The organism is Candidatus Terasakiella magnetica (assembly GCF_900093605.1).
Classification (GTDB): domain Bacteria; phylum Pseudomonadota; class Alphaproteobacteria; order Rhodospirillales; family Terasakiellaceae; genus Terasakiella; species Terasakiella magnetica.
On the sequence record NZ_FLYE01000047.1, the window covers coordinates 139927 to 155968 of the forward strand.

Annotated in this window: 19 protein-coding genes and 1 tRNA gene; 19 read left to right on the forward strand and 1 reads right to left on the reverse strand. The window is 44.4% G+C overall.

Annotated features, from left to right (window positions below; translation table 11 throughout):
• The first annotated feature begins 19 nt into the window (after nt 1–19).
• From MTBPR1_RS16185 to mnmA, 4 genes are read left to right on the forward strand one after another with little or no spacing between them, the layout of a single operon-like run.
• Complete coding sequence (locus tag MTBPR1_RS16185; RefSeq protein WP_069190072.1) at nt 20–346, forward strand: ferredoxin family 2Fe-2S iron-sulfur cluster binding protein; 327 nt, start codon at nt 20–22, stop codon at nt 344–346.
• 27 nt (nt 347–373) lie between these two features.
• Nucleotides 374–574, forward strand: coding sequence for a Fe-S cluster assembly protein IscX (gene iscX / locus MTBPR1_RS16190; RefSeq protein ID WP_069190073.1), 201 nt, complete (start codon nt 374–376; stop codon nt 572–574).
• A gap of 51 nt (nt 575–625) precedes the next feature.
• Nucleotides 626–1351, forward strand: a complete 726-nt coding sequence (locus MTBPR1_RS16195) for a DUF599 domain-containing protein (protein ID WP_083223169.1) — start codon at nt 626–628, stop codon at nt 1349–1351.
• Complete coding sequence (mnmA, locus tag MTBPR1_RS16200) at nt 1348–2454, forward strand: tRNA 2-thiouridine(34) synthase MnmA (RefSeq protein WP_069190074.1); 1107 nt, start codon at nt 1348–1350, stop codon at nt 2452–2454. The genes MTBPR1_RS16195 and mnmA overlap by 4 nt, the downstream gene beginning before the upstream one ends.
• Here mnmA and MTBPR1_RS16205 read toward each other — a convergent pair.
• Nucleotides 2451–3362, reverse strand: coding sequence for an FkbM family methyltransferase (locus tag MTBPR1_RS16205; RefSeq protein WP_069190075.1), 912 nt, complete (start codon nt 3360–3362; stop codon nt 2451–2453). The two genes, mnmA and MTBPR1_RS16205, sit on opposite strands and share 4 nt — an antisense overlap.
• Before the next feature lie 184 nt (nt 3363–3546).
• On the opposite strand from MTBPR1_RS16205, the gene MTBPR1_RS16210 reads away from it, so the two are divergent.
• The 15 genes from MTBPR1_RS16210 (at nt 3547) to MTBPR1_RS16280 (ending at nt 16041) form a co-directional block, all read left to right on the forward strand.
• Nucleotides 3547–3623 (forward strand) — tRNA-Met (locus tag MTBPR1_RS16210).
• A gap of 421 nt (nt 3624–4044) precedes the next feature.
• Nucleotides 4045–5508 (forward strand): replication initiation protein RepC, encoded by a 1464-nt coding sequence (repC, locus tag MTBPR1_RS16220; RefSeq protein ID WP_069190077.1) that lies wholly within the window; start codon nt 4045–4047, stop codon nt 5506–5508.
• Complete coding sequence (locus MTBPR1_RS18185; protein ID WP_069190078.1) at nt 5505–6044, forward strand: hypothetical protein; 540 nt, start codon at nt 5505–5507, stop codon at nt 6042–6044. The genes repC and MTBPR1_RS18185 overlap by 4 nt, the downstream gene beginning before the upstream one ends.
• 361 nt (nt 6045–6405) lie before the next feature.
• The gene (locus MTBPR1_RS16230; RefSeq protein WP_069190159.1) at nt 6406–6798 is read left to right on the forward strand and encodes a thermonuclease family protein; all 393 of its coding nucleotides are present in this window, start codon (nt 6406–6408) and stop codon (nt 6796–6798) included.
• The gene (locus MTBPR1_RS18410; RefSeq protein ID WP_276204554.1) at nt 6795–6923 is read left to right on the forward strand and encodes a hypothetical protein; all 129 of its coding nucleotides are present in this window, start codon (nt 6795–6797) and stop codon (nt 6921–6923) included. The genes MTBPR1_RS16230 and MTBPR1_RS18410 overlap by 4 nt, the downstream gene beginning before the upstream one ends.
• The gene (locus MTBPR1_RS16235; protein ID WP_069190079.1) at nt 6923–7117 is read left to right on the forward strand and encodes a hypothetical protein; all 195 of its coding nucleotides are present in this window, start codon (nt 6923–6925) and stop codon (nt 7115–7117) included. Before MTBPR1_RS18410 ends, MTBPR1_RS16235 begins: the two co-directional genes overlap by 1 nt.
• A gap of 139 nt (nt 7118–7256) precedes the next feature.
• Entirely contained in the window at nt 7257–7937 is a 681-nt protein-coding gene (locus tag MTBPR1_RS16240; RefSeq protein WP_069190080.1) for a tyrosine-type recombinase/integrase, read from the forward strand.
• 49 nt (nt 7938–7986) lie between these two features.
• On the forward strand, nt 7987–8241 hold the full coding sequence (locus tag MTBPR1_RS16245; protein ID WP_069190081.1) for a hypothetical protein: 255 nt from the start codon (nt 7987–7989) through the stop codon (nt 8239–8241).
• Nucleotides 8238–8825 carry a LuxR C-terminal-related transcriptional regulator gene (locus tag MTBPR1_RS16250; protein ID WP_069190082.1) on the forward strand — a complete coding sequence of 196 codons (588 nt, stop codon included), beginning with the start codon at nt 8238–8240 and terminating at the stop codon, nt 8823–8825. The genes MTBPR1_RS16245 and MTBPR1_RS16250 overlap by 4 nt, the downstream gene beginning before the upstream one ends.
• Before the next feature lie 144 nt (nt 8826–8969).
• The gene (locus tag MTBPR1_RS16255; protein ID WP_069190083.1) at nt 8970–10934 is read left to right on the forward strand and encodes a type II secretion system protein GspD; all 1965 of its coding nucleotides are present in this window, start codon (nt 8970–8972) and stop codon (nt 10932–10934) included.
• Nucleotides 10931–11521: a hypothetical protein gene (locus tag MTBPR1_RS16260; protein ID WP_126465315.1), complete on the forward strand. Its 591-nt coding sequence runs from the start codon at nt 10931–10933 to the stop codon at nt 11519–11521. Before MTBPR1_RS16255 ends, MTBPR1_RS16260 begins: the two co-directional genes overlap by 4 nt.
• Nucleotides 11522–11524: 3 nt before the next feature.
• Nucleotides 11525–13432, forward strand: coding sequence for an ATPase, T2SS/T4P/T4SS family (locus MTBPR1_RS16265; protein ID WP_069190085.1), 1908 nt, complete (start codon nt 11525–11527; stop codon nt 13430–13432).
• On the forward strand, nt 13419–14645 hold the full coding sequence (locus MTBPR1_RS16270; protein WP_069190086.1) for a type II secretion system F family protein: 1227 nt from the start codon (nt 13419–13421) through the stop codon (nt 14643–14645). Before MTBPR1_RS16265 ends, MTBPR1_RS16270 begins: the two co-directional genes overlap by 14 nt.
• Before the next feature lie 2 nt (nt 14646–14647).
• Nucleotides 14648–15529 carry a hypothetical protein gene (locus MTBPR1_RS16275; RefSeq protein WP_069190087.1) on the forward strand — a complete coding sequence of 294 codons (882 nt, stop codon included), beginning with the start codon at nt 14648–14650 and terminating at the stop codon, nt 15527–15529.
• The gene (locus tag MTBPR1_RS16280; RefSeq protein ID WP_126465317.1) at nt 15526–16041 is read left to right on the forward strand and encodes a hypothetical protein; all 516 of its coding nucleotides are present in this window, start codon (nt 15526–15528) and stop codon (nt 16039–16041) included. The genes MTBPR1_RS16275 and MTBPR1_RS16280 overlap by 4 nt, the downstream gene beginning before the upstream one ends.
• The last annotated feature ends 1 nt before the right edge of the window (nt 16042 follow it).

The following is a 16042-nucleotide window of genomic DNA, read 5'->3' on the forward strand; positions in this document are numbered from 1 at the left end:
TTAAAGAGGAGTTCTTTTTATGCCTAAAATTATTTTCGTAAACCCTGATGGTTCTGAAAAAGAAGTAGAAGCGGCAAATGGCCTGTCCATTTTGGAAGTTGCCCACAAAAATGAAATCGACCTAGAAGGGGCTTGCGAAGGCTCTTTGGCATGTTCAACTTGCCATATCGTTGTTGATGACGAGTGGTTTGACGAGTTGGAAGAACCAACAGAAGAAGAAGAAGACATGCTCGACCTCGCGTTTGGTTTGCAAGAAACCTCACGCTTGGGCTGTCAGATCATCATGAGCGATGACCTTGACGGTATCAAAGTTCATGTTCCTGCTGAGACACGTAACATCGGCTAAGACCATACATCAAAAGGAGAGCATCTAATGGGACTACGCTGGACAGATATTCACGATATCGCCATTGAACTTGAGGATGCTCACCCTGATGTAGATATTATGCATGTCCGTTTTACGGATTTGTGGAAATGGGTGCAGGCATTGGACGATTTCGATGACGACCCGGAAAAAAGCAACGAAAAAGTGCTTGAAGCCATCCAGATGGCATGGCTTGATGAACGCGATTAAAACGCTCCAGCTATTGGGTTTATCCCAATATGACAAGGTTTAGGGTGTGTTATGAATATTGAATTTATGCATGGCGTGACCCTTTGGGATTTCATCTCTCTTTTCTGGTTTATCGCAGCGTGGATGGGCTACACGGCTTGGGCCGATAGCTTTAATCAAAAACGTACAAGCCTGATGAGCGTGATGTATGAATATCGCCTGCAATGGATGCGCGAATCTTTACATCGTGAAGTCCGTGTGGCTGATGCCGCATTGCTCTCAACCTTGATCCGCTCAATCTCGCTTTTTGCCTCAACCGCGATTTTCATTATCGGGGGTACGGTAGCGATGTTTGGCGGGTTGGAACAAATCCGTGATCTCACAGCTGAGCTTACCTATGTGGCGAAAGCATCCAAGGTGATGTGGGAAATCAAGCTTTTAACGTTGGCTTTGGTTTTTATCTATGCCTTTTTCAAGTTTGCTTGGGCGTTGCGCCAGTTTAATTATATGCTGATTGTGATGGGCGCTTTTCCCGCCCCTGATCGTGCAGAAACGCCAGAAGCCCTTGCGATTGCAGAACGTGCTGCTCGGGTAAATGCCTTGGCGGTGCAGACCTTTAACCGGGGGATGCGGGCTTATTATTTTGGGATGGCAGCCTTAGCATGGTTTATCCATCCTTGGATTTTTGTTGGTGCGACCTTACTTGTTGTTTTGGTTATTTATCGCCGCGAATTTAAATCCAAAACATTACTGACCCTTGACCCTAGAAGTGATTACGAAGCTGTTTTTAAGTCATGAACTCTCTTTTTATTGATAAAGCACCTGAAGATACCCGTGTGATCGTTGCCATGTCTGGCGGCGTGGATAGCTCTGTTACCGCAGCGATGTTGAAGGAAGAGGGCTATGACGTGGTGGGTGTAACCCTACAGCTTTATGATCATGGTGAGGCCGTGTGCCGCCCCAATACCTGTTGTGCCGGGCGTGATATTTATGATGCGCGCCGTGTGGCTGACCAAATCGGTATTCCTCATTATGTGCTGGATTACGAAGAAGTTTTTAAACGCGATGTGATGGAGTATTTTGCCGAGACATATGTCCATGGTGAAACGCCGATCCCTTGTGTGAAATGTAATGAGACGGTGAAATTTCGCGACCTGTTAGAAACAGCCAAAGACCTGGGTGGGGATGCGCTTGTCACAGGGCATTATGTGCAATGGGAAATGACAGACCAAGGCGCGATTTTGCTGCGCGGGGATGATCATCGCCGTGACCAAAGTTATTTCATGTTTACCATGACGCAGGATCAGGCAGATTATGTGCGCTTTCCTTTAGGCGGCATGTGTAAAGATGAAACCCGCGAGCTTGCCAAGAAATTCGGTTTGGCTGTGGCTTCAAAAAGTGACAGTCAGGACATTTGTTTTGTGCCTGAAGGTAAATATGTCGATGTGGTGGAAAAACTCCGTCCCGGCAGCCTTGAGGCTGGTGAGATCGTACATGTGGATGGCACGGTTGTGGGCAAACATGACGGTATTATCAAATATACGGTTGGTCAACGCCGTGGCCTTGGTATTGCTTGGCCTGAGCCGCTTTATGTGATTAAGCTGGATGCAGAAAACAAACAGGTGATCGTTGGTCCAAAAGAAGCCTTGATGGAATATGAGCTTACCATCAATGGGGTTAACTGGATTGGCTTTACTGAGCTGCCAGATGAGGGCCGTGAGCTTGTTGTAAAGGTACGCTCAGCCCAACCGCCACAGCCTGCAACTGTTTATCCCCTTGAAGACGGGCGTGCCCGTGTGACCCTTAAAGACGGTTATGCTGGTATTGCACCGGGGCAGGCCTGTGTCTTTTATGAAGGTGAAAGAATGTTGGGTGGTGGCTGGATTGAAACCGCAGCTTAAACCGCTTGCGTCATGACAGAACAGACAGAGATGTCTGGTTTTTGGTCTTCTTCCAGATCAATAAGCCCAAGCAAGTGCTTTTTGAAATCTTGCTTCGAGCTTAAAGCCCAATGTTCGCTACGATGAACTTCAATAACAATGCGTGAGACTTTATCAAGGCATTTTGAATGGCGCAGAATATCAAACTCAGCGCCTTCACAGTCGAGCTTTAACAGGTCGCAATGCTCAACCTTGAACTGTTCAAAGACATGGTCAAGGCTGGTTACGTTGAGCTTTTCCGCCTTTAGGCCGAAATCTGTCAGCTCTTGCATATCACTTGCAAAATAGGCACTGGTGGAAGCGCTTTCTTGGGCGTGATAGAAAAAATCCAAAACATCATCATTGCCGGAAATACCCATATGATGGATTTCAACTTTTGAAAGTTGATTGAACTCGACATTTTGTTTTAGGGCTTCATAGGTAGCTGCCAGGGGTTCAAAGGCGATGATGCGCGCATCCGGGTATTGTTGAGAGGCCAAGATGGAGAAAAGCCCCACATGAGCGCCGACATCAATAATTGTCGGTTTTTCAGGAAGGGGGATTTGAGAGAGACCATATTGGTCTTGATACATTTCTTCCATCACCTGAAGAATACTTTCAGAATGCGGGGTATCTTTGATCCTAAAGCTGTTTTCTTTTGCTCTAAACTCAAACATATTTTGGCGACAGCCTAACGCCCAGGCTTGACGATAAGCCGTGCAGGATTCTGAAGGATGCCCAAGTTTTGCCATGGCATGACCTTTTAACCAGTAGCCATTACCTGTTTTAATATTGTTTTGTTCAAGCAGTTGGCACATCTGTAGGGCAACGGCTGGTTCGTTACATTCCAAAGCCTGAATGATTTGATTATAAAATTGTGTATAGTCCATAAACCAAGCCCCTTCGTGATATTTGGACCTTACTCTTTTTATCTTATAAGAGATAGATATATCGGGGTTTTGTGAACTGTTTTTCGGTGTTTCAAAAAAAAGTCAAAAACATTGTCTTTTGTTGCTTGACACTTGGGCACCACTGCCGTAAAAAGCGCGCACTTCGAAGCCAAACGGCTTCTAAGGCTGGGTAGCTCAGCTGGTTAGAGCGCGGCATTCATAATGCCGAGGTCGTGTGTTCAAGTCACACTCCAGCTACCAATTCAACTGCTAGATATAGATTCTAGCGCACAAATAGAACTGGGGCAAGTCCCCAGTTCTTTTGTTTCTGGGTTAAGAAACAAAAAAAGAGCCGCCCCGACGTCGAAAATCATGGGCAGCTCTTTAAGCAAAAGATGCTTATGAAATGTAGTTTGACACTATCAATAAGTCAAGCGTTCTGCGGTTTATAAGTACTTTTTCTTTGGCTGGGGCCAATGGAAAATGAACAAAAGATGCTTAATGGCCCAGAAAGTAGGAAAATATGCGGAATTTTTAAATTTCGTGATGTAATCCTCAGTATAATTCTACCGAAAATAGATCTAAACTTATCTCAAGTTAGTCCTTTTGACCCGATTCGCATGGACCAAAAAACCATGTTTTCTTTCTCTTATGGTGTTGCCATGAGAAGGAGGGTGGCTCAATGACTTTAGCAGTAGAACAGGGGTTACTCTCTCTTGATGTTGCAGAGGTTATGCGTAGTGCGCAGAGTACACGAAAAACCACATCTCAAAGGCGTTTAACGGAAAGTTTAGTTAAGGATTATAGGGGGTTACCAGATTATCAGATTAAAGAACGTTGGGAAGTTATTGAAATTTTACGCCGCGTAAAAAAAGATATCGGCCTGACAGATGATCTAATCAATCACATTGAATATATTATGAAACGAATCCCGGTTGCGGAATGGGAGCCTGGTGGTTGCCCAGTTTTCTATCAATCGGTCATTAATCAGGCAAAAGACCTGCAATTAACTGATAGAGCGATTCGGTATCGAGAAAATAAATTAGCCGATCTTGGCTTTCTTGCTTTTTATGATAGCTCAAATGGTCGTCGTTACCCCATTAAAATAAATAATCATGTTGTAAAAGCTTTTGGTGTTTCACTTGTCCCGCTGATGATGAGAGTTGATGAGCTTCGTCGTGAGGATTATGAGTACAAACAAAATCTTCTTCATTGGAAACATTGTCGTCAAGAAATTGCTGCAATTAGACGACGTATTACTAATTTCATTGCTGACTGCTGCGAAAATTTTGAGGATTTAGATGAATTTATCATCGAATGGTCTTCAAGATGGAAAGCTGTGCGTCCTGTACGTTCTTCTGACAGTTTAAAGAGCCTTGTGGGCCGACTTGAAGTTTTACGCGAGCTTGAAGACGAAATATTATCTGTTATAGCTGCATGTGAAGGCAGTGGAAAAACATGTGAACAGGAAGAAGCTGAGGCTGGGAAAACCTGTGGATTGACGCAAAATATTTCCGCCACGCCTGAAACTGATTTCCGTCACATAGATACCAATACAGAATCCGATATCTCTAAAGGATATTACAGTAATCCGCCTGAGCATAGCTCTGGGGATAATATTGAACAGTGTTCGCCTAAAGGCTCACAAGAGGGCGGTCTTGATGTGAGCAAAGCTCACACCGCCCCTGTAAATGCCTCCCAAGGAGAGGCTTGCGCGCAAAATCGAGAAAGCAAGGGCAAAGAGTGGCGTCCTGCCTCTGATTATGGAGAGTATGAACATCTCTCAGGCGCTGAATATCTCACCCCAGCCCATATTTACGAGGCGTCTTGCTCAGATTTCCGTCAAGCTGTTGATCGAGTTACCAATGGGGCCAAGGCAGATGAGTTATCTGTAAATGACATCAAACTTGCAGCAGAATATCTCCAGCCCTTCCTCAATGTTTCTCCTTATACGTGGAAAAATGCCAATCAAACCATTGGGCGCTACGGGGCCGCGATTGGGTTAATGCTGGCTTGTCGCCCAAATGTGCGCATAGCTGGTGCTTATCTCAATGAATTGATATCCCGCCAAAAGAAGGGCGAGCTTCACTTGCATAAATCGGTCTTTGGTAAGCTTTACAGGGCTAAAAAGGAGCGCGTTCAATGAGGGGAATACTCTACCGTTTTTTCTTTCCAGCAATATGGAAGACAGAAGAAACCCATTTAAATTTACATTGGAATGAATACTCTAAGGGTCAGATCTTGGACGAAACAGTCGTCGAAGATAAAATTCTACCCTTGGTCAAGCTGTTAAATTATTCAGCTCGTGGTCTTAAAACGATAGCAAGTTGCCAGGGGCATTATTTCTCACAACAGCCACCCTATGTGTATTTTTATTGTCCTGTACCATTAGCTGCCGAGCTGGCAGAAGAAATATATCAACTGAGCAGCGTAGCGCGTAAGACGTATTTTTCATGGTCCGTTGATCCCCTTTTTAATGAGGAGTTCAAAGTTTGCTTTACTTTGAAAGCTCATGTTTTAAATCGGGCATGGAAAGAGCGCGTTAGCGGTCCGTTATATTGGCGTAAATGCCTTCAATCGGATTTTTCTAAACTAAAAGTGCTTATCGAAAATATTCTCAAAAATCCTGAAAATGATATTGAGCATTTCCTCTGCAATAGGGGAGGTGCCAGACATGCCTAGATACAAAATGATAATAATACCCGCAGCAAAGAACATTAGAGATAATAGACGTGTATTGGCATTCTTTTCTTGCTCACGTTTTAGTGCAAAGTCATATCCACAACCAGGACAAGCAGGGGCCGTCGAAGAAACGCCTTCTTTAGTGCATTCAGGGCAAGAGATTAGGGCCATAAATTTTGTTCTTTCAGCTAAAGAGATTATATTGGGAACGTGGGCTAAGGTTAGGAGTAGCCTTGCTGCATATCTAAATTTATCAAACTCTAGCATAGCTATGCAAAAGGCTGGAGTCCATAATCAGGTAAAAAAGGCGCAAAAACGCGGTAAATCAGTCTATTACGCTCTGGCTGTATGTAGTCTTTTTATGTCATTTCCTGTTTTTGCAGGCATTCCAGCCAAAGTCCTTTATGTGATCGATGGCGATACCTTTAAAGCCAAGCTGGACCTTGGCGCAGGTAAGGCCATGGTGACGAGTGTGCGCGTGGCCCATATTGACACCCCAGAAACCAAATGGGGTTTTGAATGTTTGGCAGAAAAAAGGGCAGGCTTACAGGCAAGCTCTTATGCCCGTTTCTTGTTGCGCGAGGGCTCACAGGTCCAGTTAAGCCACTTCAAAAAAGATAAATATGAAGGACGGGTTGTTGCCCAAGTCACTTTGGGGGATGGGCGTGATTATGGCGCTGTGATGTTGTCGCAAAAACTGGCGGTTCCGTATGAGGGTGGGCGCAAACAAAAAATATGGTGTGGTGCAAAATGAGTTATGACGCAAAAATCCAACGGACCTTGCGCCAAAGCAATTTTGGTAAGAGCCGATCAGCTTTGTGGTGGTGGGTTTCAGACCTGATTGATTTTATGCGCTTGCTTAAAAAGGGGCGCGTTTGATGAAGGACAAGATTTTCTTTCGAGAGGCGGTTGCGGCCATGGAGGAGGCTTTAGCCTCCGGTGCCTTATCCGGTCTGGATAACGCAGAAAACTTTATTGGTAATTATAAATATGTAGGGACACACCCAGAGCGCGGCGACATTTTCCAGCATCGTCAAACACAGGCCTTTTTGGTCGCTGAGAGGGTCACATGACACCATTCCTGTATACGTCACCAAAATCCACTGAGATTTTACCTGTTTTAACTCTTCTTTTTCACTTTCAGGCCCAATTTAAGCTTGATTGTGGTGAAGAATACTAGTATTCATCACCATATGGTTAATCAAGTCTCCCTTGTCCCCGCGTTTTTCCCGACCCAAACGGCGCGGGGACCTTTTCTTTCTTGTCAGCTTTACACTCCTGCGCCATATTGCGCCCATGGAAGAACAAAGCCTCTACGAAGAAGATGGGGAGCCCCGCTACCTCACACAAGCAGAATGCAAAAAACTGCTGGCCTGTCTCAAAGATTGGCCGGATGTAGAGGCGCGTTATTTTATCAAGTTTCTCTATTTCACCGGGACACGTCTTGGCGAGGCATTATTAATATTGCCAAGCCATTTTCGTTTCGATCTCATGGCCGTCATGGTGCCGACTTTAAAGAGAAGGCAGAAGAAAAAACCCTTGCGTCGTATCGACCTGCCAAAACAAGTAATGGAAGAGTTGGACGCGGCCTTTTCGTTGCGTTTACGCCAAAAAGAAGAAGAACAAGCTCCCTTATGGAGCTGGCACAAAAATACAGCTTTACGTCGGGTGAAAAAGATCATGCTGGAGGCAGGCTTGACGCGCAAAGCGGCCACGGCCAAAGCCTTGCGCCATGCCTTTGGGGTGCGCGCTATTCAAAAGGGCGTGGATTTGGTCACGCTACAAGACCTCATGGGTCACGCCGATATCAACAATACCGCGCTTTATGCCCGAGCCATGGGCAAGGAGCGACGCGAGATCACCAGCAAACTTTGGGACGACGAGGAAATCTAGAATTTTCCCTCAAAGCTGTGTCCCTTAATCTATCAAAGGGGCAGCTCTAATGGCGTCACAAACATTCATCAAAAAAGACATCTTTACTCTGGTTCAAGAAATCCATGATCTTGTAAAAAAAGAAGGCTATCAGCCCCATGAGATCATTGATGTTTATCAATCTCTCGTGATCAGCAGCTTTTTAGGTATGTGTGATACAGAGGAACAAATCGACAAATTACATGAAGGCTTTAGAAATCGCTTGAAAAAAAGCATTGAAGCCCATCGCGATCAGGACGGTTATGTCGCCAAAGGTGAAGCATGAGAATTTTAATTGCCCATCCTTTGGATATTATTCGTCAGGGCTTATGCGTTAAAGTCGCAGAGCAATATCCCCATGCCTTAATCATTGAGGCCGATAACGCACAAGCTGTGATTGATCAGCTTTTGTGTAAAGAACAATTTGATATGGCTCTGATCGATTATCACATGTTCAGCCTTGAAGAGATGAAGGGCGTGGTGGGCAATAGAGAGGATAGTTGTCATTATGTTTGGATCAAAAGATACATCAATGAGCTCGATATTGAACAGGCGCAAAAAATTGACCTCAGTGGGGTAATCTCTACAGATTATAATACAATGGTTTTGAAATCTGCGCTTGGTCTAATCATGGGCGGGGAATGTCATTTTATCGTCTCTTCACGACATGCAGAGCCTTTTAATAGCTTAACTCGTTTAGAGCAGAAAGTTTTAGCTCTTATTGTAGCTGGTAAAAGCAATAAACAAATTCAAAGAGCTTTAAATATGACAGAGCGTCGTAATAAACAAATACAAAACAAACTTTATAAATGTTTTAAAGTAACAGGCAGAGTACCTTTAGCTGTCAAAACTTGTCAATATTGCCAATAGCTATCGTATAAATACTTACTATACTATAGGGTAGTTGCTACCTTATCCATATTAGCCAAAACGTCCCGCTTTCCTGTTTTATTTATAGTGTGCCACCTGATAATTTCGGCGGTGGTAGAACAGTAAATATTTAGGGGACGTAACATGGTTGCTCCGGTTTGGCGAAAACTCTTTTTATCTTCATCTTTGATGGTCCTTATGGCGGCTTGCTCAACGCGAGAGCCCCTAAAGGCGGATTTTCCAGACGCGCCAGAAAAACCCACGTTTGAAGAAAAACAATCCATGTTGGGCATGGCCGAAGAACCCGTTGTTGAAATCTTCCTACCTGAAAATAGTCTTGTGCCTCTGGTCAATAATGACTCTGATCCTTTGCCAGATATCACCATTAGTAACCTTAATCATAATGGCACTGCGCTTGATTTGTTTCGCGCCATTGCGGCAAAAGCAGGGATGCCCTTTGCCGTTCAAGGATCCATTGCCTTGACTGAGGAAAATTCTAAAGGTCGCGATGAAATCAAAGAAGACCGCTTTCCCATTGAGAATTATTCCGGCTCCCTGTTTGATATTTTAGAAGCGGCCTCAACCATCACAGGTCTGTTCTGGCAATATAAACATAAGATGTTAAAAGTCTCTAAAACACGACGCTTTAATGTCTATGTGCCACCCGTTCAGGCAAGCAAGGATGCAAAAGGTAATTTATCCTCGGAAATTAAAACCCATATGACGGATTTGGGCGCGCAGAAGGTTATTTATAATAATAACTCCATGTTGTCCTTTAGAGCCAACCGCTTTGTTTATGATGAAATTGCCGCCTATCTTAAAGAAGTCACAGAAAATCTCTCCGTTGTGGTGGCTGATATTCATATTTGGGAAGTCGCCTTAAGTGATGACAATAAACGCGGCCTTGATTTTCAGCAGTTAAACTATCAAGCAACAAAACTCGGAGCCTCTTTATCAGGCGGTGCACAGGTCACAGGCGGGGCCATTGCCGGGCTGACCTATGCAGGGGGGCGCTTTACCCTGAATTTATTAGCCTCCTTGCTCAATGAACAAGGCACCTTGCAAACCGTGACAAAGCCCATTGTTCCGGTGCGCTCCGGTCAAAGAACTCAGTTTTCGGTAGGCAAAGAAACCCCCTATCTTTCTGAAGTGGGGGCCGTGGCCGTGGGCGATAGTCCGCAAACCACCTCTAAAATTGACTTTTTACAAACTGGTACAACAATTGATGTGGCCGCAAATTATATCAATGGTCTGGTCTATCTCGATATTAACTTGAGCGATACAGCCGCCACAGCTCCGCTTTCCATCACGCAAAATGGGCAGACCTCAACACAATATGAAACATCTAAAAACAAGATTGTGATCAATACGCCGATCTTGCCCGGTCATACCCATCTACAAGGCGGTTTAATTCGCTCAAAAGATCAGCGGATTTCTAAAGGCATCCCCCTGGGCAGTAGTCATATGATCCCCAGTGATGACCAAACCCTGATTGAGCGTAGTGAATATGTCATAGCCGTCACAACCCGTGTCCTGAAATATCGCGTAGCCCCAAGCCAAACCTCATTGCCCCCTGTGGTCTATCAAAGACCAGTACAGCAACCACAGCCGCAAGTTCAACAACGCACCCCCCAAAGAGCTATAACGCCACAGCGCCAGCAGCGCCAAGCACCGCATCTGTGGCAAAAAAGACAATCAAACAAGAGACAGCAACAGCCTTATCCTTTGTTTGAATATGAGAAAAGTGCGCCCCTTCAGCCGCGCCCAGCTCCGACAAAATCTGTGGAATCTTATGAGCTCCCCCCATTTCCATCACCACGTGGTGAAGGATTAGAGCGTCAAAACGGGATTGAGCAAAAAATTGAAGCTGAAGGTTTTTATCACGTCACACCTAAGGTGCAAAATATCAGCTTCAGCCCGGCGACCTCTTCCATGTTTAGGCGGGTCAAAAGGATCAAAAAAACACCGCCTAAATCCTATAATGAAGGGGTGATGAAAGCAGTTGCCATTAAGCTGTGCGGCTCAGTTAAACCCGCCTGCGTGAATATGGAAATGGAGCGTATGAAAGCGCTCATAACCCAAACATCAATGGAGGAAATAAGCCTATGACTTTTTCCTCTTTCCTGTATAACACGAGTTTGAACCCTATGGTTCAAGCACCGGAAGGGTGGGATTTAAGCCTCCCCCATAGTACTGTTCTACCAAATAGAGCTATGTCCAAGGCTAAGGTGGTCCTCACCTGTCTCACCCTTCTAAGCTTATCATCTGGGCCGCTTTTAGCTGAAATTCGTAGCCCGTTTAAAACAGCGCCTGCGCCCTTGATGGAAAATCAAGTTGAAACTCAACAATCATACGGCCCCCTTGCGCCCAATGGGTCAGGCTGGCTTGATCGTATTTTAAGAGCCGATAGCAGCGCTTTTGATATTGCCTCTTATGAAGACTATCTGTTGCAAAATACCGCCCCGGCAAAAGCTGAACTGAGCGACTTGAAGGTCTTGACCACCTTAAAAACACAGCAAGGGCAAAAAGAAAGCTATTCAGCCCTAATCCAGATCGATGAGCAGAAATATACTGCCTTCCACGGCCAACCTCTGACCATTGGTTTTACTCGCTATCAGGTCAAGATTGAAGAGACCCGCGTAAGCTTACTCCATAAAGGGCGCACAGCCCTTCAAGGGTCAATGTGGGGGGAATGAGCCATGTCTGTTTCCCTTGCACCGGATTACTCTAAGGCGCAACGATTAGTTGACAAAAACGTTTTAAAAAACAACCATTTCCACATGATGTTGCAGCAATATTCCTTGTTGCACTCTCAGATTAATAGCGGCACTGATGAGCCGGAATATGATTATTGGAAAGCCAAGTTTAATGCGCCAGAACCTTTTGGCCTGCTCGATCTTGGTATTGAAAACGGCTTTCTCACTCGACGCGATATTGTTGATGTTCTAGGTGATAAATACGATAAGACCTTTGGTCGGATTGCGCCTTATACCTGCCAGAAATTACAAGTCCATATTGTGTCTTGGGAACGCGATACCCATACGCTTCATTATGGAGCTGTGCGCCCTTTAAAAGAGAGCCAGAAAAAAGAACTCATCACGGCCATCAATGAAGAAGGCTTTAATGTTCGACACCTAAAATATCGCGCTATTGATACTAAAAGAATTCTGCAAATTAATAGCCGTCAGAAAATTGTCACTGACGATGAAATAAGCACGTTAATTTCTGAGTTTAATCACGACCCGCAAGACCCGCTGCGTCTTAAAAAAGTTAAAGAATATATTCTCCTTCAGGCGCTACAGGCAAAAGCCAGTAACATCAAACTGGTGAAATCTAATGACGTTCTTGAATGTGTGATTAGTTTTACCATTGGGCAAACCACGGCACCAAAACACGTTCTTTCCGTTAAGGCCGCAGGGCGCTTGATGCAGGCCTTTAAAGATGATGCCAAGATGGACCCCATCATTAAGGACCGCCCCCAAGATGGTCATATTGAGATGGTCTTTCAGGACCGTAAAGTAAACTTCAGGGCAGCAACCGGGGCAACGGTGAGCGGCGAATTTATGTCGCTTCGGGTTCATGACCTAGGCTCTATCATGAGCTTGCACATCCTCTTGAACCGCTTTCCTGAACTGGCTGATAATTTACGCCACTATATGCGCCAAAAAGATAAGGGCGGCTCTCTTATCTGTCTGTCTGGTACAACAGGGTCCGGTAAAACAGCTTTGCTGGCGGCCCTACAGCGTGAAGCAGATCGTCTTGGTTGCACGATTATTTCTATTGCCGCTCCGGTAGAAATGCGTGTGCGCCATACTCAGCAAATGCAAATCAATGAGGATATCGGTCAAACAGCTAATGTCCTGACTAAAGCGGCCATGCGTCTCTTTCCAGATATTCTTATTCAAGAAGAAGTGCGCGATCCTCAAACTGCTGAAGGCGCATTGCGCAATGGTGATACAGGCCATAAAACAGGCTTCACCATCCATGCGGTGTCTGCGATTTCAGCAGCGGCTAAAATTGTCTCCATGGTGCCAGAAGAGTTTAAAGAACAAGCGTGGAATATCATTGGCGATATTTTACATTATAGTCTTCATTTAAAGCTGATTAAAAAGCTGTGTAGCTGCGCTTTGGTCGATGAAGACGCAGGCGGCAATATTTTAAAACGCAATCCCCATGGCTGTCCAAAATGTGACTACACAGGTTATGACGGCATGGTGCAATGCCCAGAAACCCTGCAAATCGGGGATGGCTTAGAAGTCCGTCATGAAGCACTCAAAGCCCTTAAAGAACACCGTTTGGCCGATTTGGTCAAGCTGGATGGCGTCACCTATCGACCACGCGATTATTATGCCCGTCGTCTCTATGATGAAGGCGTGATCGACCATGAAACCTATCAACGTCAAAGAACAATTGATGTGCTTGAAGTTATCCAGCAAAAGCGGGATCAAAAAGCGCAAGAGATCATGGACACAATCAACAATATCGATATCGATCAATTAAATGAAGAATATAGCGCCCGTGATGAGCGTGAGCCCGTTATCTCAATTGAAGAAATTGAAGAATTGTTCATGAATGAAGATGATGAGGCGACAGATGAAGATCGTTGAAGCCCGTTATCGCAGATCGTTTGAAGGTGAAATCGTCAAAGAGACTTTTTATCTCTCAAGCGTAGAAGAGGTTAAAGAAGGGCTGCGCGAACAGAATTATACGATCCTTTCTGTTCGAGAAAAGAAACTTGATCTTACTCTTTGGCGCTTCTTTCGCTTGCGTGAACAATTGGCCTTATTAGAAAGCCTAAGTACAGATATCAATCACGGTACAACAACAGGGATGGCGCTGCGCATCTATGAAGAAGCGGCCACACCTAGGGTGAAACGCAAACTTCAACCTGCCATTGCCATGATTAATCAAGCGGATGCCACATTAAGTGATGCCTTAAAGGCTTTGAAGTTTGACCATCGGGTGATTGCCTTGGTTCAGGCTGGTGAGTTGATGCCAGGCAAAGATAATGAACAGCTTAAAATCAATATAGCTAAAGCCATTGATGTTTTAAGTGAGAAGGCAAACCGTCTTGGACCTATAAATGTCTGGTCTTTGTGGGGAGTTATTGAAGTTGTTATTCTTGCCGATTTTCCCTTCTGGCTCCATTTTGAACAAATTCCCAAATATAAAAGGCAAGGGGTTTTAAGTGATAGTCCAGCCGCCGCAGATCAATTCGCCCAAACAATGGCAACAATTGAGCTGATTAGTTTGAATTGGCTCATGTTTGCAACATGTTTTATGACCTTCTTGTTAATAACAATTGTCATCTGTTTTATCGCAAAACGTGAGGGTGAAGCCTATCCGGCTTATGTGGATTATCTGCCCTTTTATGGCAAGCAAATCAGGCATAACGATATGGCCTTAAGCTATTCTCTGCTAAGTCCGTTAATCCTGGGTAAAGTTAATTTCAATGAAGCCTTGGATTATGTCATTAAGTCGGTCTCTTCAGCAGGCGTGCGTGGCCTTTGGCAAGACGCTAAGACAGCGATTGTTGCCAATGATAGTTTCAAAGATGCAATTGGACAGCATAAATATATTGAAGATGAAGAACGTATTCGCCTCATCCGTCTGGGCGATAGTGTGCAGCTTGCAAATGTTGTGGAGACATTGAGCGCCCATCGTTTGCTAAAGGCTAAAAGTTATAATTTAAAACAAAAATATATTGCTTGGGCAGTAACAGGGCTTCTCCTGATTGTCCCAACCTTCCTCTATGCATGGATCATTGTCTCTCAAAACGATCTTCTTACTGAATCAGTTAAAGGGTTAATGCCGGGATAAGAATGATGAATAAACAAAACTTTATACCCCATGGGGCTATTGCAGGCAGTCTTCGCGCCGATCCCAGTGGTGTTGATCTAGAAATCATTTATGAAAATGTTGAAGGTGATTTAGGGACTGAAAATGTCCATTTGGTCTATCAACGTCAAGGAAACGTCATTCATTATATGGCGGCAGCTTCGCGTGAGTTTAAGAACCATAAAAAACCAATCAACCCTTTAGCGACATTTTTGCCCGGTGGTAATGACCATCAAGGACCGGGTATCTATCACGAGCCCAATAGTAATACGCTTCTTGTTGTCCCTGAAACAACACAGGAAATCTCACTTGCTTATGGTTTGCCATCTGAATGGTATGGGGAAGAGGACCTACAAGTTTTTGATATCTCTGAGTTTGAAACGACAGAAACGGTGCAATGGCAATCCTATATTCTTGCGCGGCTTAATCGACAAAATCAGATTTTTAAATTTCTGTTCTATCCCGGTGCCGCTTTCTTATTGGTATTAATTGGCCTGCTTTATTTACAGGTCACTCAAAAAGAAATTCTGCAAACTGAAGTCTCGGAGATTTCTAGGGAAATAGAACGCTCCATGCATCAGGCTTTACGCGAGATGAAACGCCATAGAGAAGATAAACATCTTGAAGTGTTGGCGGACTATTCAACCATCGTTAAAGACGTTCTCAGTATGGATGGGGAGCTTCTTTTTTATAAATATGAAAATGGCAAATCCGCTTGGCAGGCGAAAATCCCCAAATGGGCTTCAGAAACATATGCAGATAAGTTGGAAAAGCTAAAGCGTAAAGACAGCTTCAGCCCAAGAAATGACCATAAAGAAGGCACCGTTTTAATTGGGGTAGGGTCTTTGGTGGAGAAGGTCAAATGAAAATGAATAAAATCAACTTACCTTCTTTTGGCGCTTTTACCTCGGAATATAATTTCTTGTTAAAGCATAACAGGCGTTACGACCAGTTTGTCTGGATTGCCTTGCTTTACCTCGCGATTGCGTCCTTTGTCGTCATTAATGCCTTTATTTATTACGATTTCTTATTTGCTCAGGCACGTCATGACAATGCCAAAAATAGTTATGTGAAACTGCATTACAAAACAGAGCAAAAAAGTCTGACCGAAAATGATTATCTCCGCATTATTCAGTTGATCAAAACGGAATATGATGAAGTTAGGTTGTCAACTCAGCGCAATACACTCATCATAGAAACGCCGGATACTAAACTGCATCAAGAATGGCTATATGCCCAAGTTGCAGCCCATCGTTATCGCGGCAACCTCCATTGGAAACCTAAATATTTTTGTGCCGTTAAATGTAAAAACGGTGCGCCTTTTCGTGTCGAGTTAGAAGCTCACGACTTGAAACTCTCTCTCTCTCCTTCTCATTAAC